The 25,499-nt window shown below is 58.9% G+C and carries 18 protein-coding genes; 6 read left to right on the top strand and 12 right to left on the bottom strand.

The annotated features are described in order from the left end of the window. Positions 1–7 precede the first annotated feature (7 nt). Positions 8–1,402 (bottom strand): Si-specific NAD(P)(+) transhydrogenase, encoded by a 1,395-nt coding sequence (sthA, locus tag CKW38_RS26735; protein ID WP_007910498.1) that lies wholly within the window; start codon positions 1,400–1,402, stop codon positions 8–10. A gap of 197 nt (positions 1,403–1,599) precedes the next feature. After that, positions 1,600–2,586, bottom strand: coding sequence for an FAD:protein FMN transferase (locus tag CKW38_RS26730; protein WP_176472377.1), 987 nt, complete (start codon positions 2,584–2,586; stop codon positions 1,600–1,602). A 120-nt stretch (positions 2,587–2,706) separates the two neighbouring features. Between CKW38_RS26730 and CKW38_RS26725 the strand changes: the two genes are divergently transcribed. Further along, on the top strand, positions 2,707–4,008 hold the full coding sequence (locus CKW38_RS26725; RefSeq protein WP_016986740.1) for an MFS transporter: 1,302 nt from the start codon (positions 2,707–2,709) through the stop codon (positions 4,006–4,008). 182 nt (positions 4,009–4,190) lie between these two features. On the opposite strand, the gene CKW38_RS26720 is transcribed toward CKW38_RS26725, so the two are convergent. Further along, positions 4,191–5,654, bottom strand: a complete 1,464-nt coding sequence (locus CKW38_RS26720) for a glyceraldehyde-3-phosphate dehydrogenase (RefSeq protein ID WP_007910488.1) — start codon at positions 5,652–5,654, stop codon at positions 4,191–4,193. A 354-nt stretch (positions 5,655–6,008) separates the two neighbouring features. On the opposite strand from CKW38_RS26720, the gene mfd reads away from it, so the two are divergent. From mfd to CKW38_RS26705, 3 genes are read left to right on the top strand one after another with little or no spacing between them, the layout of a single operon-like run. Next, positions 6,009–9,458, top strand: coding sequence for a transcription-repair coupling factor (mfd, locus tag CKW38_RS26715; RefSeq protein WP_095114305.1), 3,450 nt, complete (start codon positions 6,009–6,011; stop codon positions 9,456–9,458). Positions 9,459–9,468: 10 nt separating this feature from the next. Then, positions 9,469–10,035: a CsiV family protein gene (locus tag CKW38_RS26710; RefSeq protein WP_095114304.1), complete on the top strand. Its 567-nt coding sequence runs from the start codon at positions 9,469–9,471 to the stop codon at positions 10,033–10,035. 11 nt (positions 10,036–10,046) lie between these two features. Then, entirely contained in the window at positions 10,047–12,737 is a 2,691-nt protein-coding gene (locus tag CKW38_RS26705) for a DEAD/DEAH box helicase (RefSeq protein ID WP_095114303.1), read from the top strand. Positions 12,738–12,885: 148 nt separating this feature from the next. Here CKW38_RS26705 and CKW38_RS26700 read toward each other — a convergent pair whose 3' ends face one another. The 4 genes from CKW38_RS26700 to CKW38_RS26685 form a co-directional block, all read right to left on the bottom strand. Then, the gene (locus CKW38_RS26700) at positions 12,886–16,179 is read right to left on the bottom strand and encodes a DEAD/DEAH box helicase (RefSeq protein ID WP_095114302.1); all 3,294 of its coding nucleotides are present in this window, start codon (positions 16,177–16,179) and stop codon (positions 12,886–12,888) included. Positions 16,180–16,188: 9 nt separating this feature from the next. Then, positions 16,189–16,926, bottom strand: a complete 738-nt coding sequence (locus CKW38_RS26695; RefSeq protein ID WP_007910483.1) for an S-methyl-5'-thioinosine phosphorylase — start codon at positions 16,924–16,926, stop codon at positions 16,189–16,191. Between the two features lie 12 nt (positions 16,927–16,938). Then, the gene (nagZ, locus tag CKW38_RS26690; protein WP_064117851.1) at positions 16,939–17,949 is read right to left on the bottom strand and encodes a beta-N-acetylhexosaminidase; all 1,011 of its coding nucleotides are present in this window, start codon (positions 17,947–17,949) and stop codon (positions 16,939–16,941) included. Between the two features lie 158 nt (positions 17,950–18,107). Continuing rightward, positions 18,108–18,815, bottom strand: a complete 708-nt coding sequence (locus CKW38_RS26685) for a TetR/AcrR family transcriptional regulator (RefSeq protein ID WP_007910473.1) — start codon at positions 18,813–18,815, stop codon at positions 18,108–18,110. Positions 18,816–19,044: 229 nt separating this feature from the next. Between CKW38_RS26685 and lexA the strand changes: the two genes are divergently transcribed. After that, complete coding sequence (gene lexA, locus CKW38_RS26680; protein WP_003226590.1) at positions 19,045–19,653, top strand: transcriptional repressor LexA; 609 nt, start codon at positions 19,045–19,047, stop codon at positions 19,651–19,653. A 10-nt stretch (positions 19,654–19,663) separates the two neighbouring features. Beyond that, positions 19,664–20,137 carry an SOS-induced cell division inhibitor SulA gene (sulA, locus tag CKW38_RS26675; RefSeq protein ID WP_007910472.1) on the top strand — a complete coding sequence of 158 codons (474 nt, stop codon included), beginning with the start codon at positions 19,664–19,666 and terminating at the stop codon, positions 20,135–20,137. A gap of 94 nt (positions 20,138–20,231) precedes the next feature. Here sulA and CKW38_RS26670 read toward each other — a convergent pair whose 3' ends face one another. From CKW38_RS26670 to fadA, 5 genes are all read right to left on the bottom strand, one after another. Beyond that, the gene (locus CKW38_RS26670; RefSeq protein ID WP_007910471.1) at positions 20,232–20,465 is read right to left on the bottom strand and encodes a hypothetical protein; all 234 of its coding nucleotides are present in this window, start codon (positions 20,463–20,465) and stop codon (positions 20,232–20,234) included. Positions 20,466–20,571: 106 nt separating this feature from the next. Continuing rightward, on the bottom strand, positions 20,572–21,096 hold the full coding sequence (locus CKW38_RS26665; RefSeq protein ID WP_007910470.1) for a DUF6586 family protein: 525 nt from the start codon (positions 21,094–21,096) through the stop codon (positions 20,572–20,574). Positions 21,097–21,239: 143 nt separating this feature from the next. Continuing rightward, positions 21,240–23,870, bottom strand: a complete 2,631-nt coding sequence (topA, locus tag CKW38_RS26660; RefSeq protein WP_007949671.1) for a type I DNA topoisomerase — start codon at positions 23,868–23,870, stop codon at positions 21,240–21,242. A gap of 114 nt (positions 23,871–23,984) precedes the next feature. Beyond that, positions 23,985–24,221 (bottom strand): DUF1653 domain-containing protein, encoded by a 237-nt coding sequence (locus CKW38_RS26655; RefSeq protein WP_007910467.1) that lies wholly within the window; start codon positions 24,219–24,221, stop codon positions 23,985–23,987. 99 nt (positions 24,222–24,320) lie between these two features. After that, positions 24,321–25,496, bottom strand: a complete 1,176-nt coding sequence (gene fadA, locus CKW38_RS26650; RefSeq protein WP_007910465.1) for an acetyl-CoA C-acyltransferase FadA — start codon at positions 25,494–25,496, stop codon at positions 24,321–24,323. Between the last annotated feature and the right edge of the window lie 3 nt (positions 25,497–25,499).

The raw sequence follows: 25,499 nt of genomic DNA, 5'->3' as shown, positions 1-25,499 counted from the left end.
GAGCCCGTCAAAAAAGCCGGTTGAGGCCGTCGTACGCTGCTACCCGATAGGCTTCAGCCATGGTCGGGTAGTTGAACGTCGTGTTGACGAAGTACTTCAGGGTGTTCAGTTCGCCCGGCTGGTTCATGATCGCCTGACCGATGTGGACGATCTCCGACGCCTGATAACCGAAGCAGTGAACGCCCAGCACTTCCAGGGTTTCACGGTGGAACAGGATTTTCAGCATGCCTTGCGGCTCGCCGGCGATCTGTGCACGCGCCATGCTCTTGAAGAACGCCTTGCCGACTTCGTACGGCACTTTGGCCTGGGTCAGTTCCTGCTCGTTCTTGCCGATCGAGCTGATCTCCGGAATGGTATAGATGCCGGTCGGCACGTCATTCACAAAGCGCCAGCTACCGTTATCAACAATGCTGCCAGCAGCCGAACGACCCTGGTCGTGGGCGGCACTGGCCAGGCTCGGCCAGCCGATCACGTCACCGGCACCGTAGATGTTCGGCACGCAGGTGCGGTATGCCTCGTCGACTTCGATCTGGCCACGGCTGTTGACCTTGACGCCGATGTTTTCCAGACCCAGCGTGTCGGTGTTGCCGGTACGGCCGTTGCACCAGAGCAAGGCGTCGGCCTTGATCTTCTTGCCGGACTTCAGGTGCAGGATCACCCCGTTGTCGACGCCTTCAACGCGATCGTAATCTTCGTTGTGGCGCACGGTGATGTTGTTGTTGCTGAAGTGGTAGCTCAACGCCTGGGAGATTTCCGAGTCGAGGAAACTCAGCAACTGACCACGGTTGTCGACCAGCTCGACCAGTACACCCAGACCGCTGAAGATCGATGCGTATTCGCAACCGATCACGCCGGCGCCGTAAACGATCAGTTTGCGCGGGGTGTGATTGAGGCTGAGGATGGTGTCGCTATCGTAGATACGCGGATGGTGGAAATCGATGTCCGCCGGGCGATAAGGACGCGAACCGGTGGCGATGATGATGTGCTTGGCCACCAGTTTCTCGACCACGCCGTTGGCGCAGACCACTTCGATGGTTTGCTCGTCGGCGAAACTGCCGGTGCCGAAGAACACGTCGACGCGGTTACGGGCGTAGTAGCCGGTACGCGAAGCGACTTGTTTGGAAATAACCTTTTCGGCGCTTTTCAACACGTCCGGGAAGGAGAACCAGCGTGGCTCGCCGATCGCCCGGAACATAGGATTAGTGTTGAACTGCATGATCTGCCGCACCGAGTGACGCAGTGCCTTGGACGGGATGGTGCCGAGGTGGGTGCAGTTGCCGCCGACCTGGCGACGGCTGTCGACCATCGCGACCTTGCGCCCTGCTTTGGCGGCGTTCATTGCCGCGCCTTCTCCCGCCGGGCCGGAACCCAGCACCACCACGTCGTAGTTGTAGACAGCCATGCGTACTCCTCAGAACAGGCCGCGGTGCCAGCAGCACCGGCGGCTAAATCACGCCGAACGGCGGCGCGAAGGAACAATTGGGGGTCAATCAAGAACCCGGACACAGTCTATAGAAGCGTCAACGCCGCGCACATTAACCCTTGGTCGCGTCGTAGGCTACTTTTGCCTGCACTACAACGCCAGCTTTCGTATTGTTCTCAGTCAGTTTTTTCGCCACTGAGGCGTTCGAAAGCCTTGTTGGTGCGGACGACAAAACCTGTATCGGCACGAATCACAAAGAATGCACCAATGTCATGCTTTTCGGCATAGTCCCAGGCCCTTTCAGGGCCGAGAATCAACAACAGCGTCGATAGTCCATCGGCCATCAACGCTGAAGGATGAATCACCGTGACTGACGCCAGATCGTGTAGGACAGGTGCACCGGTGTGCGCATCGAAAGTGTGGGAATAGCGCCGACCGTCCTGCAGGAAATAGTTGCGGTAGTCGCCGGAGGTGGAAACGCTGTAGCCGTCGACATTGATGATGCGCTCGGCGACCTGTTGATCGTCACGGGGCTCTTCGAGAGCAATGCGCCACGGTGAGCCATCAAGCTTTCTGCCTTTGGCTTTCAACTCACCCGTGGCTTCAGCGAGGTAATCGTGGATACCCAGGGCGTCGAGTCTGGCCGCGATGGTGTCGACGGCATAACCGGCGGCGATGCTATTGAAGTCGACCTCGACGGCGGCGTCTTTGCACAATTGATCGCCATTGACGTGCAGGTGCTGATGGCCGACCCGCTGCATCACTTCGGCCAGCGCAGCGGCGTCAGGGACTTTCTCCTCGCGGCCTTGTGGGCCGAACCCCCAGAGGTTCATCAGCGGTTCGACGGTCAGGTCGTAGGAGCCCTCGCTTTGCGCTGACAGTTGTTCGCCAGTTCGGACCAATTCGAGTACCGACCCAGGCATTTTCTGACAGCTGTTGGCGGGCAAAGCGTTGAAGCGCTCGATATCCGAATCATTGCGATAGGTGGACAACTGTCGATCGACTTCGCCGAGGATGCCCTCCACTTCACTGCGAACCTGAGTTGATTCAGGCATGCCGGCGTGGCGTACGTACTTGATTGAATACGTACTGCCCATGGTAGGCCCGCCGAAGCTTTCCATGGACTCGCCATTACCGCAGCCAGCCAATACGCCAGCCAGCATCACAAGCCAAAACAAGCGTCCAGTGAACAATTATTCATCTCTCCGTAAAACCGCGGCGGCCATTATGAATTAAAGGATCTGCAACATCTTTATACAAAATCCAATAGCGAGTACCTGAACATGTCCTCCACCACGGGCAAAGGCAAAGCGATCTTTCGCGTTGTCAGCGGCAACTTTCTCGAAATGTTCGACTTCATGGTCTACGGCTTTTACGCCACGGCCATCGCCAAAACCTTCTTCCCCACCGACAGCGCCTTCGCTTCGCTGATGCTTTCACTGGCCACGTTTGGTGCCGGTTTTCTGATGCGTCCATTGGGGGCGATTTTCCTCGGCGCTTACATCGACCGTCATGGCCGTCGCCAAGGCTTGATCATCACGTTGGCGTTGATGGCTGCCGGCACGGTGCTGATTGCCTGCGTTCCGGGCTATGCGACCCTTGGCGTCGCTGCGCCATTAATCGTACTGTTCGGTCGCTTGTTGCAAGGCTTCTCGGCCGGCGTGGAGCTGGGTGGTGTGTCGGTGTATCTGGCAGAGATCGCCACACCGGGCCGCAAGGGCTTCTTCGTCAGTTGGCAGTCGGCGAGTCAGCAAGCGGCAGTGGTCTTCGCCGGATTGCTCGGTGTGGGTCTCAACCATTGGCTGAGCCCGGAACAGATGGGTGACTGGGGCTGGCGCGTGCCATTCCTGATCGGCTGCATGATTGTGCCGGTCATTTTCGTGATCCGTCGCTCACTGGAGGAAACCCCAGAGTTCCAGGCCAGAAAACATCGCCCTACCCTGCGGGAAATCGTCCGCTCGATCGGTCAGAACTTTGGCATCGTCATCGCAGGCATGGCACTGGTGGTGATGACCACTGTTTCTTTCTACCTGATCACCGCGTACACCCCGACATTCGGCAAGGCTGAACTGCACCTGTCGGACTTCGACGCGTTGCTGGTTACCGTGTGCATTGGCCTGTCTAATTTTTTCTGGTTGCCGGTGATGGGTTCAGTGTCCGACAAGATCGGGCGTAAACCCCTACTGCTCGCGGCGACGATTCTGGCGATTCTGACGGCCTACCCTGCCCTGTCGTGGCTGGTGGCGAACCCGAGTTTCAGCCATTTGCTGATCGTCGAGTTGTGGCTGTCGTTCCTGTATGGCTCGTACAACGGCGCGATGGTGGTGGCGCTGACCGAGATCATGCCGGTGGAAGTACGTACGACCGGCTTCTCGCTGGCCTACAGCCTGGCGACAGCGACGTTCGGCGGGTTTACCCCGGCGGCGTGTACGTATCTGATTCATGTGCTGGATAACAAGGCTGCGCCGGGGATCTGGCTCAGTGGTGCGGCGGTGCTGGGGTTGATTGCGACGCTGGTGTTGTTCCGGGGCAATAAGCATGAACTGCGCACGGCGCAGGCAGCCATACCCGGCGGCGCCCGATAGGACGCCATCGCTGGCAAGCCAGCTCCCACAAGTTTATTTGGCGGTTACACGATTGCATTCACACCCCAAGACCCTGTGGGAGCTGGCTTGCCAGCGATGAGGCCGCAACAGTCAATCGAGATTTAGCAGGCATAAAAAAACGCCCCGACCTAGGTCGGGGCGTTTTCATGTGCAGCTATCGCTTAGCGCGGGAACGCTGGCGGGTTTACACCAGCCATGTCTTCCATCACGCGGATAACCTGGCAGCTGTAACCGAACTCGTTGTCGTACCAGACGTACAGAACAACACGGTTGTCCTGAACGATGGTCGCTTCAGCGTCGACCACACCGGCGTGGCGCGAGCCCACGAAGTCGGTCGAAACCACTTCCTGCGAGTTAACGAAGTCGATTTGCTTGTGCAGATCGGAGTGCAGCGCCATGTAGCGCAGGTACTCGTTCATTTCTTCACGGGTGGCGGCTTTCTCAAGGTTGAGGTTGAGAATGGCCATCGATACGTTCGGCGTCGGAACACGGATCGCGTTACCGGTCAGCTTGCCGGCCAGCTCAGGCAGGGCCTTGGCAGCAGCGGTGGCAGCACCGGTCTCGGTGATGACCATGTTCAGCGCGGCGCTACGACCACGGCGATCGCCCTTGTGGAAGTTGTCGATCAGGTTCTGGTCGTTGGTGTACGAGTGAACGGTTTCGACGTGACCATTGATGATGCCGAACTTGTCATTCACCGCTTTCAGCACCGGCACGATGGCGTTGGTGGTGCAGGAAGCGGCGGAGACGATCTTGTCATCAGCGGTGATTTCACCGTGGTTGATACCGTGAACGATGTTCTTCAGCTTGCCTTTGCCAGGCGCGGTCAGAACCACGCGATCGATACCCGGGCACTGCAAGTGCTGGCCCAGGCCATCAGCGTCACGCCATACACCGGTGTTGTCCACCAGCAGCGCGTCTTTGATGCCGTACTGGGTGTAATCCACCTCGGTCGGGTTCTTCGCGTAGATCACCTGGATCAGGTTACCGTTGGCGGTGATGGTGTTGTTTTCTTCGTCGATGGTAATGGTGCCGTTGAACGAACCGTGTACCGAATCGCGACGCAGCAGGCTGGCGCGCTTGGTCAGGTCGTTGTCGGCGCCTTTGCGCACGACGATGGCACGCAGACGCAGACCGTCGCCACCACCGGTTTTCTCGATCAGGATGCGCGCCAGCAGACGGCCGATACGACCGAAGCCGTACAGCACAACGTCAGTGCCTTTACGTGCGGAAGCGTTTTGCTGGCCAACCACGTCAGCCATTTCTTCACGAACGAATTGCTCGGCGCTGCGGCCGTTGCCTTCGTTGCGGAATTTGAACGCCAACTTGCCCAGATCTACCGAAGCCGCGCCGAGCTTGAGCTCGCTCATGGCTTTGAGCAGTGGGAATGTTTCGTGGACGGAGAGTTCGCTGTCGTCGGAAGAACGGTGGCGCGCAAAGCGGTGAGCTTTGAGAATCGCGATGACAGACTGGTTGATCAGGCTGCGGCCATAGATCGAGCTCACCACGTTGTTATTGCGGTAGAGCTGACCGATTAGCGGAATCATCGCTTCTGCGAGTGCTTCACGGTCGATCCATTCACCAAGACACTGGTCGGGCTTCTGAGTCACGGTAACCTTCCACATGTAGGGGCAGAAAAAAGGGGCTACATTATGCCGCCCACAACCTCATTCAGCAATGCGCGCTTGTCGCGAAATCGGTAACAAAATTCCTTTCAAAAAAATCACACCTCGCGCCAGCCCAGTAAATACGCGGCTTCCAGCGCTGTCAATTTTTCGACGACTGTTAGACGATGTCTGTAACCCTCCGTAACACCAACCACTTTTGGCACTACATAATCGCTAAAAAAGCGCTGGTTTTTATGGTTACCACTACATTTCTCGCAAACATCGAAGATAGACGTAGTCTGCAACTGACAGGCGACACCGGACGCCGCTACAATTACCGACTTTGTCGCAAAGCCTGGAGCTCAACCTTCCGTGCCCGTTCTGCGTCTACCGCAACTCCCTGCCGAGGCAGGTAAACAGCATTGGGGCAATTTGCCCGGCGCTGCCCTCAGCCTGGCGATTGCCGAGGCTGCCAGCGCTGCCAAGCGCTTCACCCTGCTACTGACCGCCGACAGCCAAAGTGCTGAACGACTGGAACAGGAGCTGAGTTTCTTCGCCCCGGATTTGCCCGTGCTGCATTTCCCCGACTGGGAAACCCTGCCCTACGACCTGTTCTCGCCGCACCAGGACATCATTTCCCAGCGCATCGCCAGCCTCTATAGGCTGCCGGAACTGGCGCATGGCGTGCTGGTGGTGCCGATCACCACAGCGTTGCACCGCTTGGCGCCGACCAAATTCCTGCTTGGCAGCAGCCTGGTGCTGGATGTCGGGCAGAAACTCGATGTCGAACAAATGCGTTCGCGGCTCGAAGCCAGCGGCTATCGTTACGTCGACACGGTGTATGAGCACGGCGAGTTCACCGTGCGCGGTGCGTTGATCGACCTGTTCCCGATGGGCAGCAAACTGCCGTATCGCATCGACTTGTTCGACGATGAAATCGAAACCCTGCGCACCTTCGATCCGGAAAACCAGCGCTCCATCGACAAGGTCGAGTCGGTCAAGCTGCTGCCGGCCCGTGAGTTTCCGCTGCAAAAAGACGCGGTCACCCGTTTCAAGGCGCGCTTTCGCGAGCGCTTCGACGTCGACTTCCGGCGCTGCCCGATCTTTCAGGATCTGAGCAGCGGGATTACCCCGGCCGGTATCGAGTATTACCTGCCGCTGTTCTTCGACGAAACCTCGACGCTGTTCGACTACCTGCCGCAGGACACGCAAGTGTTCTCCCTGCCGGGCATCGAGCAAGCGGCGGAAAACTTCTGGAACGACGTGCGCAATCGTTATGAAGAGCGCCGCGTCGATCCATCGCGTCCTTTATTGCCACCGGCGGAATTGTTCCTGCCGGTGGAAGATTGTTTCGCCCGCCTGAAGAGTTGGCCGCGTGTGGTCGCCAGCCAACAGGATGTAGAAGGCGGTGCAGGTCGCGAGCGCTTCCCGGCACAAGCACTGCCGAATCTGGCGATCGAAGCCAAAGCCACACAACCGCTGGCGGCGCTGTCGGCATTTCTCGATGAATTCCCCGGTCGCGTGCTGTTCACCGCCGAGTCCGCCGGCCGTCGCGAAGTGCTGCTGGAGTTGCTTGAGCGCCTGAAGCTGCGACCGAAAACCGTCGACAGCTGGCCAGACTTCGTCGCGAGCGAGGATCGTCTGGCGATCACCATTGCCCCGCTAGACGAAGGCCTGATGCTCGACGATCCGGCGCTGGCATTGGTCGCGGAAAGTCCGCTGTTCGGCCAACGCGTGATGCAGCGTCGCCGCCGCGAGAAGCGTGCCGACGGCAATAACGATGCGGTGATCAAAAACCTCACCGAGCTGCGCGAAGGCGCGCCGGTGGTGCACATCGATCACGGTGTCGGCCGTTATCTGGGCCTGACGATTCTGGAAATCGACAATCAGGCTGCCGAATTCCTTACCCTCGAATATGCCGAGAACGCCAAGCTTTACGTGCCGGTAGCCAACCTGCATTTGATTGCACGCTACACCGGCAGCGACGATGCGCTGGCCCCGCTGCACCGCCTCGGCTCCGAGACCTGGCAGAAGGCCAAACGCAAAGCTGCCGAACAGGTGCGTGACGTCGCCGCCGAACTGCTCGACATCTATGCCCGTCGCGCCGCTCGCGAAGGCTACGCGTTCGCCGACCCGAAAGCCGATTACGCGACGTTCAGCGCCGGTTTCCCGTTCGAAGAAACCCCGGATCAACAATCGACCATCGAAGCCGTGCGCGAAGACATGCTCGCGCCGAAACCGATGGATCGACTGGTCTGCGGTGACGTCGGTTTCGGCAAGACCGAAGTGGCCATGCGTGCGGCGTTCATCGCCGTACACGGTGGCCGCCAAGTGGCGATTCTAGTACCGACCACCCTGCTCGCCCAGCAGCACTACAACAGCTTCCGCGACCGCTTCGCCGACTGGCCGGTGACCGTGGAAGTGATGAGTCGCTTCAAATCGGCCAAGGAAGTCAACGCGGCGATCGCCGATCTGGCCGAAGGCAAGATCGACATCGTCATCGGCACGCACAAACTGCTGTCCGACGACGTCAAGATCAAAAACCTCGGGCTGGTGATCATCGACGAAGAGCACCGCTTCGGTGTGCGTCAGAAAGAACAGCTCAAGGCCCTGCGCAGCGAAGTCGACATTCTTACGCTGACCGCCACACCGATTCCGCGCACGCTGAACATGGCGGTGTCGGGCATGCGCGACCTGTCGATCATCGCCACACCGCCAGCACGTCGCTTGTCCGTGCGCACCTTCGTCATGGAGCAGAACAAGAGTACGGTCAAAGAAGCCCTGCTCCGCGAACTGTTGCGTGGCGGCCAGGTTTACTACTTGCACAACGATGTGAAAACCATCGAGAAGTGCGCCGCCGACCTCGCCGAACTGGTGCCGGAAGCACGCATCGGCATCGGTCACGGACAGATGCGCGAGCGCGAACTCGAACAGGTGATGAGCGACTTTTATCACAAGCGTTTCAATGTGCTGATCGCCTCGACCATCATCGAAACCGGTATCGACGTGCCGAGCGCCAACACCATCATCATCGAGCGCGCCGACAAGTTCGGTCTGGCGCAACTGCACCAGTTACGCGGTCGCGTTGGCCGTAGTCACCACCAGGCTTACGCGTACCTGCTGACGCCGCCGCGCCAGCAAATCACTTCGGACGCGGAAAAGCGTCTGGAAGCGATTGCCAATACTCAGGATCTCGGCGCCGGTTTCGTCCTGGCCACCAACGACCTGGAAATCCGTGGCGCCGGCGAACTGCTCGGCGATGGCCAGAGCGGGCAGATTCAGGCCGTGGGCTTCACGCTGTATATGGAGATGCTTGAACGTGCGGTGAAATCGATCCGCAAGGGCGAACAACCGAACCTCGATCAACCCCTCGGCGGTGGCCCGGAAGTCAATCTGCGGGTGCCGGCGCTGATTCCGGAAGACTATCTACCGGACGTTCACGCTCGCCTGATTCTGTACAAGCGCATTGCTTCGGCGACCGACGAGGAAGGCTTGAAGGATCTGCAAGTCGAGATGATCGACCGTTTCGGCCTGCTGCCGGAACCGACCAAGAATCTGGTGCGCATCACAGCACTGAAGTTGCAGGCCGAGCAATTGGGCATCAAAAAAGTCGATGGCGGTCCGCAAGGTGGACGTATCGAGTTCGAAGCGCAGACGCCGGTCGATCCGATGACGCTGATCAAGCTGATCCAGAGCCAGCCAAAACGCTACAAATTCGAAGGCGCCACGATGTTCAAGTTCCAGGTGCCGATGGAACGCCCGGAAGAGCGCTTTAATACTGTAGAGGCGCTGTTTGAGCGCCTCCTCCCGAAATCTGTTTGAAGGACGCCCAATGCGCCTGTTTCGTTCGCTGACTTTGCTGCTCACCTTGGTAGCACCCTCGGTTTTCGCCGATGACCTGTATCAGGTCGAAATGATTCTGGTGCGCCAGAACGCCGTACCGGCCATCGTCAGCCGCGCCGCGCCGGAAGACTGGGCCGCTGGCGCCCAGCGCTTGGGCGACGACAGCAAGCGCACGCCTGCGCTGAATGACGTTGTCAGCAAGCTTACCGCCAGCGGCGACTACAGCGTGTTGATGCACAAGGCCTGGCAGCAAACCCTTGGCGAAGCACCGGCAAAAGTTGCGGTCAGCGATGGTCAGGAACAGTTCGGTCAGTTCCCGATCGAGGGCACGCTGGAAATGAAACTGGGGCGTTTCACCGACGTGAGCGCCGATTTCTGGGTCAACCAGATCGACAGCAACGGCATGGTCACTGCCAGCGAACGCCTGAAACAGGACAGCCACACCAAGAACGGCCAACTCAACTATCTCGACAACGGCCATCTGGCCCTGCTGATCAAGATCACTTCCCTGACCGCACCTGCGCCACGGGAAGCGCCTGAAGCGATTCCGGACTGATCGAAGTCCTTATGAACCCGCCGCTGAGTAAACCGTTGGCGCCCTCCTGGGTCAGCCGATTCAAGGAACAGAGCCTGGAACGTGGCCGACGCTACGCCCTGGAAAATCGAGTACGCATCGCCCAGGTCGGCGATGCAACGATCACCGCCAGTTGCGAAGGCTCTGGCGGTAACGTTTACCGTCAGACCATTCACCTGCGCGAGTCAGCCAAAGGCACCTTGCTGCTGGTCGATGCCGGCTGCACCTGCCCCGTTCGCAGCAACTGCAAACACTGCGCAGCGGTACTGCTGAAAGTGCAGGAAACCCTTGATTACCCCGCCGCTGCGAAAGACGCCGAGCTGTTGGAGAAACTTCAAGCCGTGCTGGAGAATCGTGGCCCGAAAGCACCGCCGCAAGTGCTGGTCAATAATGTGCAGCCGATGCCGCGCCTGTGGCTGGCCAGCGTCGAATTCAGCGCTTTCGAACCACGCAACGGCAAGATGCAGCGTTATATTCAGCATCGCGCGGCGCTGTCGTTCAGCTATCTCGACGAATACGTCAGCGGGCAGAAGAACAGCGACATTCTGATCCGTCAGGAAACCCAGACGCTGCGGATAAAACGTCACCCGGAAGTCGAACAGTCCTACCGCGAACAGTTAAGAATCCTCGGCTTTCGTATCGCCACTCGCCAGAGCAAAGCGCTACCGGAGAGCGCGGGCGAGCTGTACGAAATGGTCAACGACAGCGCCTGGCTGACGTTCACCCTTAACGATCTGCCGAAACTGCGAACGCAGGGCTGGGAATTGCAGATCGATGAAGAGTTCGGCTTTGACCTGACCGCTGTGGATGACTGGTACGCCACAGTCGAGCAGGCGCCGGAGCGTGACTGGTTTGATCTGGAGTTGGGGATCATCGTTAACGGTGAGCGCCTGAGCCTGCTGCCGATCCTGCTCAATCTGATGCGCTCGCATGCGGAGATTCTCAATCCCGAACGCCTTGCGCGCCGCCGCGATGACGAGCTGATTCTGGTCAACGTCCCACAACGCAACATTGAGCACGGGCCACTGCAGGTGGCGTTGCCGCTAGGCCGGCTGAAACCTGTGCTGATGACGCTCGGCGAGTTCTATTTGCAGGAGCCGGGCGAAACCACCCTGCGCCTGAGCAAGGCGGACGCTACGCGACTCAACTCGCTGGAAGGTATTCCGCTACTGTGGGAAGGTGGCGAGCAGATCCGCACGTTCGCTCAACGTCTGCGCGACATTCGTGATTTCAGCGTTGAAGCGCCGAAAGGCTTGAATGCGACGCTGCGCCCGTATCAGCTTGAAGGCTTGAGCTGGATGCAATCGCTGCGACAACTGGAAGTCGGCGGGATTCTCGCGGACGACATGGGTTTGGGTAAAACCCTACAGACCCTGGCGCATATTCTCAGCGAGAAAAACGCCGGGCGTCTCGATCGACCGTGCATGGTGGTGATGCCGACCAGCCTGATTCCAAACTGGCTGGATGAGGCGGCGCACTTCACCCCGCAACTGAAAGTAGTCGCGCTGTACGGCGCCACTCGCAAGAAGCATTTTGACAACCTGGGTGACTTCGACCTGATCCTCACCACCTACGCGCTGCTGCCCAAGGACGTCGAACGGCTGGCCAAGCAGCCGCTGCACGTATTGGTGCTGGATGAAGCGCAGTACATCAAAAATCCGAACAGCAAAGCCGCTCAAGCCGCGCGCGAGCTTAATGCACGTCAGCGCTTGTGCTTGAGTGGTACGCCGCTGGAAAACCACCTGGGCGAGTTGTGGTCACTGTTTCACTTCCTGTTGCCGGGCTGGCTTGGCGACGTGAAAAGCTTCAACGCCGATTACCGCGTGCCGATTGAAAAGCGCGGCAGTGAAGTCAGACTTCAGCACCTCAACGGTCGGATAAAACCGTTTCTGCTGCGCCGCACCAAGGAACAAGTGGCCACCGAGTTGCCGCCGAAAACCGAGATCATCCACTGGGTCGATCTCAACGAAGCGCAGCGCGATGTGTATGAAACCATGCGCCTGGCAATGGACAAGAAAGTCCGCGACGAGATCACCCGCAAAGGCGTGGCACGCAGCCAGATCATCATTCTGGAGGCGCTGCTCAAGCTGCGTCAGGTTTGCTGCGATCTGCGCCTGGTCAACGACGCCACCCTGCCCGCTCGCGGCAGCACCTCCGGCAAGCTCGACAGCTTGATGGAAATGCTCGAAGAACTGTTCGAGGAAGGCCGGCGGATCCTGCTGTTTTCGCAATTCACCTCGATGCTGTCATTGATCGAAGACGAGCTGAAAAAACGTAACGTTTCCTACGCGCTGTTGACCGGCCAGACCCGCGATCGACGGACGCCGGTGAAGGAATTCCAGAGTGGCAAGCGTCAGATCTTTCTGATCAGCCTGAAGGCTGGCGGTGTCGGCTTGAACCTGACGGAAGCGGACACGGTGATTCACTACGACCCGTGGTGGAACCCGGCGACCGAAAATCAGGCGACGGATCGTGCGTACCGGATTGGTCAGGAAAAGCCGGTGTTCGTTTACAAGATGATTGCCCGGGGTACGGTGGAGGAGAAGATTCAGCACCTGCAGAAGGAAAAGTCCGACTTGGCGGCGGGCGTGCTGGATGGGCGCAAGGCCGGGGACTGGAAGTTGCAGAGTGATGATATCGAAGCGTTGTTTGCGCCGCTGCCGGACAAGCTCGACAAGCGTTGAGATTTGCGTAGCCGGTTAGATAGCTATCGCTGGCAAGCCAGCTCTCACAGGTATCGAGTTGGAACACAGTTTTGTGTACGGCTCAAAACCCTGTGGGAGCTGGCTTGCCAGCGATGGGGCCATCAGATATTGCTCTATTACTTAGGGCTCAGCCCTTGGCAACAGGCAACGGCGCAAACAGCGCCTCAATGTCACTCTGCTCCAGCTTCCAGCCACCCGTCGTCCCGCCTTCAAGCACCGCCCCGGCCAACGCTGCTTTCTCCTGCTGCAGCGCCTGTATTTTTTCCTCTACTGTGCCGCGAGCGATCAGCTTGTAAACGAATACCGGATTGTTTTGCCCGATTCGATAGGCACGATCGGTGGCCTGATTCTCCACTGCCGGATTCCACCAAGGGTCGAAATGGATCACCGTGTCCGCAGCGGTCAGGTTCAAACCGGTACCCCCGGCCTTCAGACTGATCAGAAACAGCGGCACCTTGCCGCCCTGAAAGTCCTTCACTGGCGTGCGCCGATCCGTGGTGTCGCCGGTCAACAACGAATAGGCAATGTCACGTTGCTGCAATTCTTCCTCGATCAAGGCAAGCATTGAGGTGAACTGCGAGAACAGCAGGATCCTGCGACCTTCGCCGAGCAGTTCTTCGAGCATCTCCATCAAGCTGACCAGCTTGCCACTGCCGGAGCGCAGTGCCTTCGCCGTCAGCGGCATCTTGATCAGGCGCAAGTCGCAACAGACCTGCCGCAGCTTGAGCAAGGCATCAAGAATGATGATCTGACTGCGCGCCACGCCACTGCGGGCAATTTCGTCGCGGACTTTTTTGTCCATCGCCACGCGCACCGTTTCATAGACGTCGCGTTGGCCGTCGCTGAGATCAACCCAATGGACAATCTCGGTTTTCGGCGGCAACTCGGTGGCCACCTGATCCTTTTTGCGGCGCAGCAAAAACGGCTTGATGCGCGCTGTCAGGTGCTGCATGCGCTGAACATTGCCGTGCTTCTCGATTGGCGTGCGGTAATCGCGATTGAAGGACTTGCTGTCGCCAAGCCAACCGGGCATGAGGAAATGAAACTGCGACCAAAGCTCGCCCAAATGGTTTTCCAATGGCGTGCCGCTCAGACACAAGCGCTGGCGGGCCTGCAAGTCGCGTGCGGCCTGCGCGGCTTTGCTGATCGGGTTTTTGATGTTCTGCGCTTCGTCGAGAATCAATACGCTCCACAGCTGCGGCTGCAATGTCTCCAAATCCCTTGGCAGCAACGCGTAAGTGGTCAGTATCAGATCGTACTCAGCCAGATCAGCGAAATCCTTTTGCCGCCCCGAGCCGTGCAGCGCCAATACTTTCAACTGGGGGGTGAAACGCTCGGCCTCGTCGAGCCAGTTGGGAATCAGGCTGGTCGGCATCACCGCCAGAGCCGGACAATCAAGGCGACCGGCGTGTTTTTCCGTGAGCAGATGCGCCAGGGTTTGCAGCGTTTTGCCCAGCCCCATGTCATCGCCCAGAATGCCGCCGACCTCAAGCTCGCGCAGGGTCTGCATCCAGTTCAGGCCTTCGAGCTGATACGGTCGCAGTTGCGCGTTAAGGCCGGCCGGCGCAGCGACCTGGGTGTGACTGGAATTCTGCAAGCGCTTGGCGAAGGTGCGCAGCCGCTCGCCCCCCTGCCAATCCAGCGGCACGCCATCGAGCATACTCAAGCGCGCGGCATCCGGGACACTCAAACGCAGTGCATCGCCCTGATGGCCGCCCAGGTACAACTCGCCCAGCGTGGCCATCAGCGGCTTGACCCGACTCAGCGGCAGCGCGACCTTGGCGCCCGAAGAGTCACCAAAGCCGCTGGGCTTCAGTTCGATCAAGAGCTTTTCGTCATCGCTGCGCTGTGCCAGATTGACCGGGTCAAGCAAGCGCGGCTGGGTGCGCAACAAGTGCAGAAGGATTGGTAGCAAACTATAGCGCTGGCCATTGACGACGATACCCAACTGCAAATCAAACCACTGATGCCCGGCCTCTTCTTCGACCTCAGCGTACCAATGCTCAACCGGTTGCACATTGAAATGAAAGCCGGGACTCATCTCCACTTCCCAGTTCGAGGCGCGCAACGTGGCAAGCCCTTCGTGCATAAACCCGAGCCAGGCGGAATCATCCGGCAACGTGAACATCTCACCAGGACGATCCAGCGAGCTCTTGCGCGTGGCTTTCTTGAAGCCGAGCTTTTGCAGGATCTGGCGCAGTTTCTTTTCCACCGCCGGCTGGCGTTGAATGCCCTGGGTTTCGGTACCGTTGAGGATCATCACTTCCGGGTTGCGATCCACCGTCGGCTGGCCGTTGTAGGTAAACACCAGGGCAGCGCGGTGCTCCAGAACGTATTCCCAGCGCGAGCGCTCCCGACCGCTGACGAGAGTCAGTTGTGGCTGCGGTAATACATCGTCGATGATTCGTTCGGTCAGTTGGTGTGGCGGCGGGATTCTCGTCGCGGCGCTCATGCGATGGCTGAACTGCATGGCCTGACGCGCCGGAATGTCCGGCGCCAGAGTCAAATGGCTGGCCAGTTTTTCTTCCAGTTCATTGAACAGAGGGCCAATCTGCCGCTGTTCACGATCCAGGTAATAAAGCGGCTCCAGCGCCAGCACAGTTTCCTGCGCAGCCTCGGCACTGCTCCACTGCGCGCGGAAACCGCCGTCGGCCTGCTCGGCCCAGGCGAACTGGCCGATGCGCTTCGCGCCCGGCACCAACGGTCGCAGATCCTCGAAATCGAGGAACAGCCGCGAGGTACGCAGGAGCATTTCCAGCAGTTCGGCGCCGCTGCTGCCTTCCAGCGGATAGCCGCTGTAATAGGCGTGGTGAGAGTGCATGGCAACCAGCAGCCTGGCGACACGCAGATCCATCTCGGACAGGTAGCCGGGCTGACGCATAAGCATTTCCGCCAGCGAATACATCGGTTTGACTTCGCGTAACTCGCCGCTCTTGAGCTGGGAAACCTTGAAAATATCGAGCAGCCACTTGCCGCTCACAGGCGTTGGCTTGAGTTTGTAAAACAGGCGCGTGCCTGCGGTTTGCGCGCCTTCTTCGGCAGGCTTGGCCGGAACGGGGATGGTCGAAAGCCAATGTTCCAGCGCCCGCCCCAACGGGATCTGTGCGTCACTTTCAGACGCTTCATGATCACTGCCCTGCAGGTGATAGAGCACCGCAGCGCAGTGTTTGCAGTCGATTGAGACAGGACAGGTGCACAGGCAACGCAAGTTGACAGAACCCAGCCGATCTTCGGACAGGTAAATGGTTTGTTCATACGCCTGATTTTCCGAACCGACGCAGAACGCCTCAATCTTTCTGTCATCGATCTCGATGATCTCTACCCGATCATCAGCGGCATAAGCCCGGGCCTTGGCCAGCGCGCCGCTAGTGAATGCCCGGGGCCAGGCCAACGACTTAAGCCGTTCGATGAGAATGCTCATGGGCAGTCCTTAGCCGGCCAGCACCCGCGCCAACGCCGATTTCACCTTACCCATGCCGTCATGCAACGCCTGCTCGATCTCGGCCATGGTGATCACTTCCGTGGTCTTGCCCGCCGCCGGATTCACCACCAGCGCCAGACAGGCGTAATCCAGATCCAGCTCGCGGGCCAGTGCGGCTTCCGGCATGCCGGTCATGCCGACGATGTCGCAGCCATCACGTTCCAGACGCACGATCTCGGCGACCGTTTCCAGACGCGGGCCTTGGGTGCAGGCGTATACGCCTTGATCGCTGTACTCGCAGCCCTCGGCAGCTACCGCGGCAATCAATTGCTGACGCAGCGGCTCGCTGTAAGGAAAGCTGAAGTCGATGTGGGTGACATGCTCCAGATCATCGGCGAAAAAGGTGTGCTCGCGCCCGCTGGTGTAGTCGACGATCTGGTGTGGCACGCAGAAATGTCCTGTGCCCATGGCCGAATGAATCCCGCCCACGGCGTTCACCGCGATGATCGCTTCGGCCCCGGCCTGCTTCAGCGCCCACAGGTTGGCGCGGTAGTTGACCTTATGCGGCGGGAAGCGATGCGGGTGACCGTGACGGGCGAGAAACAGCACTTCCTTGCCGGCGTATTCGCCAATCTGCACGTCGGCCGACGGCGCGCCGTAGGGCGTGTCCACTGCCAGCGATTGGCGAATGGTCAGGCCTTCGAGTTGGGTCAGGCCGGTGCCACCGATGATTGCGTAAACCGTCATAGCGAAAAATCCTTAATCGATCAGTTGAGCGTCTTTGAGCGCGCCAATGGCGGTGAGCCAGCGCGGATCCTGACGGTAGTCGGTGCTGGCGAAGGCCTGACCGCGCATGCGCGCGATTCGGGCCGATGGCTTGACCTTCATACGTTGTGCGGCGCTCAGGGCCAGTTCGGCAGCGGCGCGGTCGTTGCACACCAGGCCCATGTCGCAGCCGGCAGTCAGCGCAGCCTCGATGCGACTGGCGGCGTCGCCGACCACGTGGGCACCGGCCATCGACAGGTCATCGCTGAAGATCACGCCGTCGAACTGCAATTCGCCGCGCAGAATGTCCTGCAACCAGCGCCGGGAGAAACCGGCTGGCTGCGAATCCACCTGCGGATAGATGACGTGCGCCGGCATGATCGCGGCCAGTTGTTTGCTCAGCTTGGCGAACGGCACGAGGTCGTTGGCGCGGATTTCGTCGAGGCTGCGCTCGTCATTCGGAATCGCCACGTGGGAATCGGCTTCAGCCCAGCCATGACCGGGGAAGTGCTTGCCAGTAGCGGCCATGCCAGCGCTGTTCATGCCGCGAATGAATGCGCCGGCGAGTAACGCGGCGCGCTCAGGATCGCCTTCGAACGAACGGGTGCCGACCACGGCGCTGCGCTGGTAATCCAGATCGAGCACCGGGGCGAAACTCAGGTCGAGACCGACCGCCAGCACTTCGGTAGCCATGATCCAGCCACATTGCTCGGCGAGGTATTCAGCATTCGGGTTGTCGGCGATCGCGCGCATGGCCGGCAGCCGCACGAAGCCCTGACGCAGACGCTGCACGCGACCCCCCTCTTGATCCACCGCCAGCAGCAGATCCGGGCGAATTGCGCGAATCGCGGCGCTGAGCTCACGCACTTGGCGCGGATGCTCGATGTTGCGCGCGAAAATGATCAGGCCGCCCACTTCGGGCTGACGCAACAATTGGCGATCTTCGGCCGTCAGCCAGGTACCGGCGACGTCCACCATCAACGAGCCTTGCAGGCCAGCAGTCATAGAGATTCCTTGAAAACGAAAAACCCGATCCGCAACAAATCGCTACCGTGAGCCATGCTCGGCAGGTCGGCAATTTCTATGGATTTCGGGTTCAGAACGAGAGTCGGCATGGGCGGCTAGCTTAGCGGATACAAGCTGCCGCGCCCACCCGTGCGCGGTTAAACCTTGGCGGCGACCGGCGTAGATTTGCTGCGCGGACGCAGTTGCGCGGTGGCCATCGCGGCGTCAGTGACACCGGTTTCGGCGCGCATGCCCGCAGCGAGGAACGGCACCATCAGGCGCATCACTTGCTCGATGGAGGTGTTGACGCCGAAATCGGTCTCGGCGATCGCGCGCAAGGCCTTGATGCCGGACATGCTGAACGCGGCGGCGCCGAGCATGAAATGCACGCGCCAGAACAGTTCGATCGGCGGAATGCGTGGCGCGGCTTCGTTGACCAGCAGCATGTAGCGACGGAACACCTTGCCATACATGTCTTCCAGGTAACGGCGCAAGTGGCCCTGACTCTGGCTGAACGCGAGACCGAGCAGGCGCATGAAGATCGACAGATCGTTGCCGCTGCGTGGTTGAACCACGAGCGCCTGCTCGACGAGGATTTCCAGCAGTTCTTCGAGCGTCGGTTTGTTTTCAGGCTTGGCCTGACGGCGCTCCAGCTCCTTGTCCAGGCTGATGCAGAACGGACCGAGGAAGCGCGAGAAAACCGCCTGAATCAGCGCTTTTTTCGAGCCGAAGTGATAGTTCACTGCTGCCAGGTTGACGCCAGCCTTGCTGGTGATTAAACGCAATGAGGTTTCAGCGAAACCTTTCTCCGCGAACAACTGCTCGGCAGCATCAAGAATGCGTTCAACGGTTTCCGACTGGGCCATGGCTACTCCGCCTGACAAACACTTGTTTGAAACATACGTTTCAGCCTGTGCCTTGTCAAGCCCGCCTGTTCGTTTTGGGAATGGTCGGTCAGCTATTTAACCACACAAGCCCAGTGCATTAATAAGCACGAAAGCCGACCGTCCGGCGGCGCAGGAAAAAACGGGCATTGCCAAGGGCGATTCACTGTATATAATCCCAGTCACTGTATAAAAAGACAGAGCGATCAATATGCTAAAGCTGACGCCACGCCAAGCCGAGATTCTGGCCTTTATCAAACGCTGCCTCGAAGACAACGGCTACCCGCCAACCCGCGCGGAAATCGCTCAGGAACTGGGTTTCAAATCGCCGAACGCGGCTGAAGAACATCTCAAGGCACTGGCCCGCAAAGGTGCCATCGAGATGACCCCTGGCGCTTCTCGCGGTATTCGCATTCCCGGCTTCGAAGCCAAGGCCGACGACTCCACTCTGCCGATCATTGGCCGGGTCGCTGCCGGCGCGCCAATCCTCGCCCAGCAGCACATCGAAGAATCCTGCAACATCAATCCGGCCTTCTTTCATCCACGCGCTGATTATCTGTTGCGTGTACACGGCATGAGCATGAAGGACATCGGCATTTTCGACGGTGACCTGCTCGCCGTGCACACCACCCGCGAAGCGCGCAATGGCCAGGTCGTCGTCGCCCGCATCGGCGATGAAGTGACGGTCAAACGCTTCAAGCGTGAAGGCAGCAAGGTCTGGCTGATTGCCGAAAACCCTGAGTTCGCCCCGATCGAAGTCGACCTGAAAGATCAGGAACTGGTGATCGAAGGCTTGAGTGTCGGCGTCATTCGCCGCTAAAGGAGGCTTTATGCAGTTCCCACACACCCCTCAGCAAACACAACTGCCTTTATTCGAAGCGTTTCTGGCGCAACCGATGGCGCCGATCCTGAAAGACGTGGTCGAACGCCCTTGGAATGCCGAACCCGAAGTATTCAGTGAGCTGTCACTGCGCGGTGCTGCCGGGAACTGCCTGAACCTGCTCGCCCCGATCCTGCGCGAACTCAGTGAAGATCAGGACGCGCGCTGGCTGACGCTGATCGCACCACCTGCCAGCCTGACCCAGACATGGCTGCGAGATGCCGGGCTGAATCGCGAACGCATTCTGCTACTGCAACCAAGGGGCGCTCAGAGCGCTCAACAACTGGCGTGCGAAGCTCTGAAGCTGGGTCGCAGTCATACCGTGGTCACTTGGCTCAACCCGCTAAACACCCACTCGCGGCAACAACTGATCAGCGCTGCACGCACGGGCGACGCTCAGAGTCTAAACATCCGCTTGGGTTGATTGCTGGCAGCACGCGCTGTGTGAAGCGCAGGGCTTCTCCAGGGACAGAGAAGCCGATCTGAAGCGGTAACGTCAAACAGTAGAAAGGCGGGGATCAATGAAGAACCCGCGGCCCCTCTTCCTTATCAAACTCGCCTTCGACCATACGACCGGCCATTTGCACGCCGACGCTCAACATCGCTTTAGCGATTTCCACATGCTGACCTTGCAGGAACGCCTTGGCATCGTCGGAGAAATCCAGCGTCACCAAAGAACCCTCGTCCTCAGCCCTGCGCAGTTCGATTCGGCCGTCTGGTAACTCGACAATTTCTAGAAAGGACGTTGGCATAAAGGTCTGTTCTCCACGAAAGGCAGGCATTATATAGACATCATTCAGGCTTCGCTCGGGATCTTGACCAGCAGCATGTTTCAGATTGCCACCGTGTCAATCGCCCTCAGCACTCGTTCAAGCCTTCGCGAAAACGTATCGCCAGACCTTTCAAGTTCTGCCGCCAGCTCTCCAGCTCCTCTCGACTCAACTCTTCCGGCGCTTCCTCTTCATCCAGATTAATCGCCTGAATCAACGGTTGAGTCACATCCCCTTTCGGTTTGTGTGGCACCCGTGGCGGCTGGAACAGCGCCGAATGCGCAGCCAGCAGTTTTGCCAGCCAGGTTTCAGAGTTGCCCGCCAACTCAACCATTTCGGCGAGTTCAGGAATCGCAATCGACTCCAGCACTTCACGCGTCAGCAGCATCTCAGCCCGTGGCGCATTAGCCTGCGGCAGACGATAGAAACCCGCGATCTCGTGGCAAAGACCCAGCAAGGCGCCGTACAGGTGAAACAGCGCCGATTCACGTCCGGCCTGAATCAACGCCAGTGAATTCATCGCCCGCCCCTCCTCAGCGCGAGCCAAGGCTTCGAGCGACAGGCCAGCGAAATAGATCTTCTGATTGGTACGGGTATAGAGTTCGTGAGCCATGACGGCGCTCCCCACAACGAAATAATTGCTTCACACAGGCCGGACAGTGTCATGGATCAGTTGATCCCACCGCAAGCACAAAACAAAAAGGCCGCATGAAAAACCAAGGGTTCTCATGCGGCCTTTCAGTATCAGGCTAATGCTTATTCAGCTTTGGCCTTCGTACGCTTGTCTTCAACCGTCCACTTGCCACCGTCGTAGTAAGCTTTCCAACCAGTAGGCTTGCCGTCGACTTCAGTCTGCACGTATTGCTCCTTGGTCTTGCGGCTGTAGCGGATGACCGCAGGCAGACCATCAGGATCCTTCTTCGGCGCGTCGCAGAGGAAGTGGTACTTCGGATCGATTTCGTCCTTGTGCGGCACAATCTCGATCACCAGCGGAGCGCGGGTTTCACGGTTTTTCGGGAACTGGCTGGCGGCCAGGAACAGACCAGAGGCACCGTCACGGAGGATGTAGGTGTCGTTGACCTTTTCGCATTTCAGCTCAGGCATCTTCACCGGATCCATCTTCGGCGGCGCTGCATCACCGCTTTTCAGCAGTTTGCGGGTGTTCTTGCACTCAGGGTTGGTGCAACCGAAGAACTTGCCGAAACGGCCAGTCTTGAGCTGCATCTCGCTGCCACACTTGTCGCATTCCAGGCTCGGACCTTCGTAGCCCTTGATGCGATAGCTGCCCTCTTCGATTTCGTAGCCAGCACAATCCGGGTTGTTACCGCAGATGTGCAGCTTGCGCTTCTCGTCCAGCAGGTAAGCGTCCATCGCCGTGCTGCAGATCGGGCAACGATGCTTGCCACGCAGCACCAGCGATTCCGACTCACCTTCGTCGTCCGCAGCGATTTCGTCGCCCGGCACCAGGTTGACGGTGGCCTTGCAGCGTTCTTTCGGCGGCAGGCTGTAGCCTGAGCAACCAAGGAACACGCCGGTCGACGCAGTACGAATCTGCATCGGACGGCCGCAAGTGGTGCACGGAATGTCGGTCATGACCGGCTGGTTGGCACGCATGCCGCTGTCCGGGTTTTCGGCTACTTCGAGCTTCTTTTTGAAGTCGCCGTAGAACTCGTCCAGCACACTTTTCCAGTCGCGCTCACCCTGTGCCACGTCATCGAGGTTCTCTTCCATGCCGGCAGTGAAGCCGTAGTCCATGAGGTTGGAGAAGCTTTCCGACAGACGCTCGGTGACGATGTCACCCATCTTTTCCGAATAGAAACGACGGTTGTGCAGGGTCACGTAGCCGCGATCCTGAATGGTCGAGATGATCGCAGCGTAAGTCGAAGGACGACCGATGCCACGTTTTTCCATTTCTTTAACCAGGCTCGCTTCCGAGTAACGCGCCGGCGGCTTGGTGAAGTGCTGGGACGGATCGAGCTTGATCAGCTTCATCACGTCGCCCTGCGCCATATCGGGCAGAACGTCGTCATCACCCGGCTTGGCAATTTGCGGCATAACGCGGGTGTAACCGTCGAACTTGAGGATACGACCCTTGGCACGCAGCTCGAAATCGCCAGCACCCACGCTGACGGTGGTCGACAGATATTGCGCCGGCAGCATCTGGCAAGCGAGGAACTGGCGCCAGATCAACTCGTAGAGACGCTCAGCGTCACGCTCCATGCCTGCAAGCTTGCTCGGAATGGTGTTGGCGTCGGACGGACGAATCGCTTCGTGAGCCTCTTGTGCGCCTTCCTTGCTGCTGTAGACGTTTGGCGTTTCCGGCAGGTACTTCTTGCCGAACTCGTCTTCGATGTAAGTACGCGCCATCGTCACGGCATCAGCCGAGAGGTTGGTCGAGTCGGTACGCATGTAAGTGATGTAGCCGGCTTCGTAGAGACGTTGGGCCATCATCATGGTTTTCTTCACGCCGAAGCCCAGGCGGTTACTCGCAGCCTGTTGCAGTGTCGAGGTGATGAATGGCGCCGAAGGCTTGCTGCTGGTCGGTTTGTCTTCGCGCTTGACGATGCTGTAGCTGGAAGACTTGAGCTTCTCCAGCGCGGCCATGGCCTGGGCTTCGTTGAGCGGCTTGAAGGCCTCGCCTTTCTCGCGAGCCACTTCGAAACGCACGGTCGAGCCTTTGGTGGTGCCGAGATCGGCATGCACTTCCCAGTACTCTTCCGGGTTGAATGCACGGATTTCACGCTCACGCTCGACCACCAGCTTCACGGCAACCGATTGCACGCGACCGGCAGACAGGCCACGGGCGATCTTCGCCCACAGCAGCGGCGAGACCATGTAACCCACAACGCGGTCGAGGAAACGACGGGCCTGCTGAGCGTTGACACGATCGATGTCCAGCTCGCCCGGTTCCGAGAAGGCTTCCTGAATCGCCTTCTTGGTGATTTCGTTGAACACCACACGCTTGTAGCGGCTGTCGTCACCACCGATGGCTTCGCGCAGGTGCCAGGCAATGGCTTCCCCCTCGCGATCCAAGTCGGTTGCGAGATAGATGGTGTCAGCATCTTTGGCGAGCCGGCGCAGCTCTTCGATGACCTTCTCTTTACCCGGGAGGATCTCGTACTTGGCTTTCCAGCCATGATCGGGATCGACACCCATACGCGAGACCAGCTGCTTGCGCGCTTTCTCTTTCGGCGAGAGCACCGGACCTTCGCCCGCAGCAGCCTTGCCGCGCTTGGCGGCTGGCTCTTTGCTGGCGCTAGCCGAACCGCTGGTGGGCAGGTCTCGGATATGGCCGATACTCGACTTCACCACGTATTGGTTACCCAGATACTTGTTGATGGTCTTGGCCTTAGCCGGGGATTCCACAATGACCAGCGATTTGCCCATGGATCAGAAAATTCCTGAATTCTAGAAGTGAAAGGCGGTTGGCGCCTGACGCGGCACCGCTATATATAGTTGATACAAGGTGAGGTCAAGCACAGGGTTCTGTGCACACTCGCCTCATGCCTTGGAAAAAAGGCTCGGTTCGGCTTGCACCAAAGCAAAGCGTGGCACCTGCTCGCCGTCAACCTCGACCGACTCGAGAAACATGCTCAGAGGGCGCACCCAAAAGCCGTAATCGCCATACAGGGCTTGGTAAAAGACCACTTCTTCTTCGGTCTCGGAGTGCCGCGCAACACTGAATACGCGGTACTGCGGACCTTTGTAATGTTGGTAGAGCCCAGGTTGTATCGGCATGGTTTGGCCCTCACTCAAATTTTTTCAAAAATAAAAACAAAATAAATCCACAAAAACAAAAACCGGGGCACTTGGCCCCGGCTTCCATCGACGAGACGCTTAAACGCGTTCGAAGACGGTGGAGATGCCTTGGCCGAGACCAATGCACATAGTGGCCACCCCGAAGGTGCCGCTATTCTGCTTCATCACGTTCAGCAAGGTGCCGGAAATACGGGCACCGGAGCAACCGAACGGGTGACCCAGGGCGATCGCGCCGCCGTGCAGGTTAACCTTCTCGTTCATCTTGTCGAGCACTTTCAGATCTTTCAGCACTGGCAGGGCCTGTGCGGCGAACGCTTCGTTGAGCTCGAAGAAGTCGATATCGTTGATCCCAAGGCCCGCACGCTTCAGGGCTTTTTGTGTCGCCGGAACTGGACCATAGCCCATGATCGCCGGATCCACACCCGCCACTGCCATCGAACGGATAACCGCCATTGGCTGGATACCCAGGTCCTGTGCACGCTGCGCCGACATCACGATCATGCACGAAGCACCATCAGTGATCTGCGACGAAGTACCGGCAGTCACGGTGCCGCCCTTTGGATTGAAGGCTGGCTTGAGAGCCGCCAGACTTTCCAGGGTGGTTTCCGGACGAATGGTTTCGTCATAGTCGAACAGTTTCAGGAAACCGTTCTCGTCGTAGCCTTGCATCGGAATGATTTCGTCTTTGAACTTGCCTTCCACGGTGGCCTTGTGGGCCAACTGGTGGGAACGCACGCCGAAAGCGTCTTGCTGTTCGCGAGTGATGCCGTGCATTTTGCCCAGCATTTCCGCGGTCAGGCCCATCATGCCCGAGGCTTTCGCCGCGTACAGCGACATGTGCGGGTTCGGATCGACACCGTGCATCATGCTCACGTGGCCCATATGCTCGACGCCGCCAACCACGAACACGTCACCGTTACCGGTCATGATCGCTTGCGCAGCGGTGTGCAATGCGCTCATCGACGAGCCACACAGACGGCTGACGGTCTGGCCGGCCGAGGTGTGCGGGATCTGGGTCATCAGCGACGCCATGCGCGCGATGTTCCAGCCCTGCTCCAGGGTCTGGTTGACGCAGCCCCAGATCACGTCCTCGACTTCAGCAGGATCAACCTTGGCGTTGCGTTCCAGCAGTTTGCTGATCAGGTGCGCCGACATGTCTTCAGCACGGGTGTTGCGGTGCATGCCGCCCTTGGAGCGGCCCATCGGAGTACGACCGAAGTCGACAATCACGACGTCTCTAGGATTCAAGCTCATAAG

Origin of the sequence: Pseudomonas sp. Irchel 3H7 (assembly GCF_900187605.1) — a bacterium.
Taxonomy (GTDB): domain Bacteria; phylum Pseudomonadota; class Gammaproteobacteria; order Pseudomonadales; family Pseudomonadaceae; genus Aquipseudomonas.
The sequence above is the reverse complement of the archived record's forward strand: the minus strand, read 5'-3'. Positions and strand labels throughout refer to the sequence as shown.

Coding starts and splice junctions, on each gene's coding strand:
- sthA (WP_007910498.1), bottom strand. CDS start 1,402: ATGGCTGTCTACAACTACGACGTGGTGGTGCTGGGTTCCGGCCCGGCG.
- CKW38_RS26730 (WP_176472377.1), bottom strand. CDS start 2,586: ATGCTGGCTGGCGTATTGGCTGGCTGCGGTAATGGCGAGTCCATGGAA.
- CKW38_RS26725 (WP_016986740.1), top strand. CDS start 2,707: ATGTCCTCCACCACGGGCAAAGGCAAAGCGATCTTTCGCGTTGTCAGC.
- CKW38_RS26720 (WP_007910488.1), bottom strand. CDS start 5,654: ATGTGGAAGGTTACCGTGACTCAGAAGCCCGACCAGTGTCTTGGTGAA.
- CKW38_RS26710 (WP_095114304.1), top strand. CDS start 9,469: ATGCGCCTGTTTCGTTCGCTGACTTTGCTGCTCACCTTGGTAGCACCC.
- CKW38_RS26705 (WP_095114303.1), top strand. CDS start 10,047: ATGAACCCGCCGCTGAGTAAACCGTTGGCGCCCTCCTGGGTCAGCCGA.
- CKW38_RS26700 (WP_095114302.1), bottom strand. CDS start 16,179: ATGAGCATTCTCATCGAACGGCTTAAGTCGTTGGCCTGGCCCCGGGCA.
- CKW38_RS26695 (WP_007910483.1), bottom strand. CDS start 16,926: ATGACGGTTTACGCAATCATCGGTGGCACCGGCCTGACCCAACTCGAA.
- nagZ (WP_064117851.1), bottom strand. CDS start 17,949: ATGACTGCTGGCCTGCAAGGCTCGTTGATGGTGGACGTCGCCGGTACC.
- CKW38_RS26685 (WP_007910473.1), bottom strand. CDS start 18,815: ATGGCCCAGTCGGAAACCGTTGAACGCATTCTTGATGCTGCCGAGCAG.
- lexA (WP_003226590.1), top strand. CDS start 19,045: ATGCTAAAGCTGACGCCACGCCAAGCCGAGATTCTGGCCTTTATCAAA.
- sulA (WP_007910472.1), top strand. CDS start 19,664: ATGCAGTTCCCACACACCCCTCAGCAAACACAACTGCCTTTATTCGAA.
- CKW38_RS26670 (WP_007910471.1), bottom strand. CDS start 20,465: ATGCCAACGTCCTTTCTAGAAATTGTCGAGTTACCAGACGGCCGAATC.
- CKW38_RS26665 (WP_007910470.1), bottom strand. CDS start 21,096: ATGGCTCACGAACTCTATACCCGTACCAATCAGAAGATCTATTTCGCT.
- topA (WP_007949671.1), bottom strand. CDS start 23,870: ATGGGCAAATCGCTGGTCATTGTGGAATCCCCGGCTAAGGCCAAGACC.
- CKW38_RS26655 (WP_007910467.1), bottom strand. CDS start 24,221: ATGCCGATACAACCTGGGCTCTACCAACATTACAAAGGTCCGCAGTAC.
- fadA (WP_007910465.1), bottom strand. CDS start 25,496: ATGAGCTTGAATCCTAGAGACGTCGTGATTGTCGACTTCGGTCGTACT.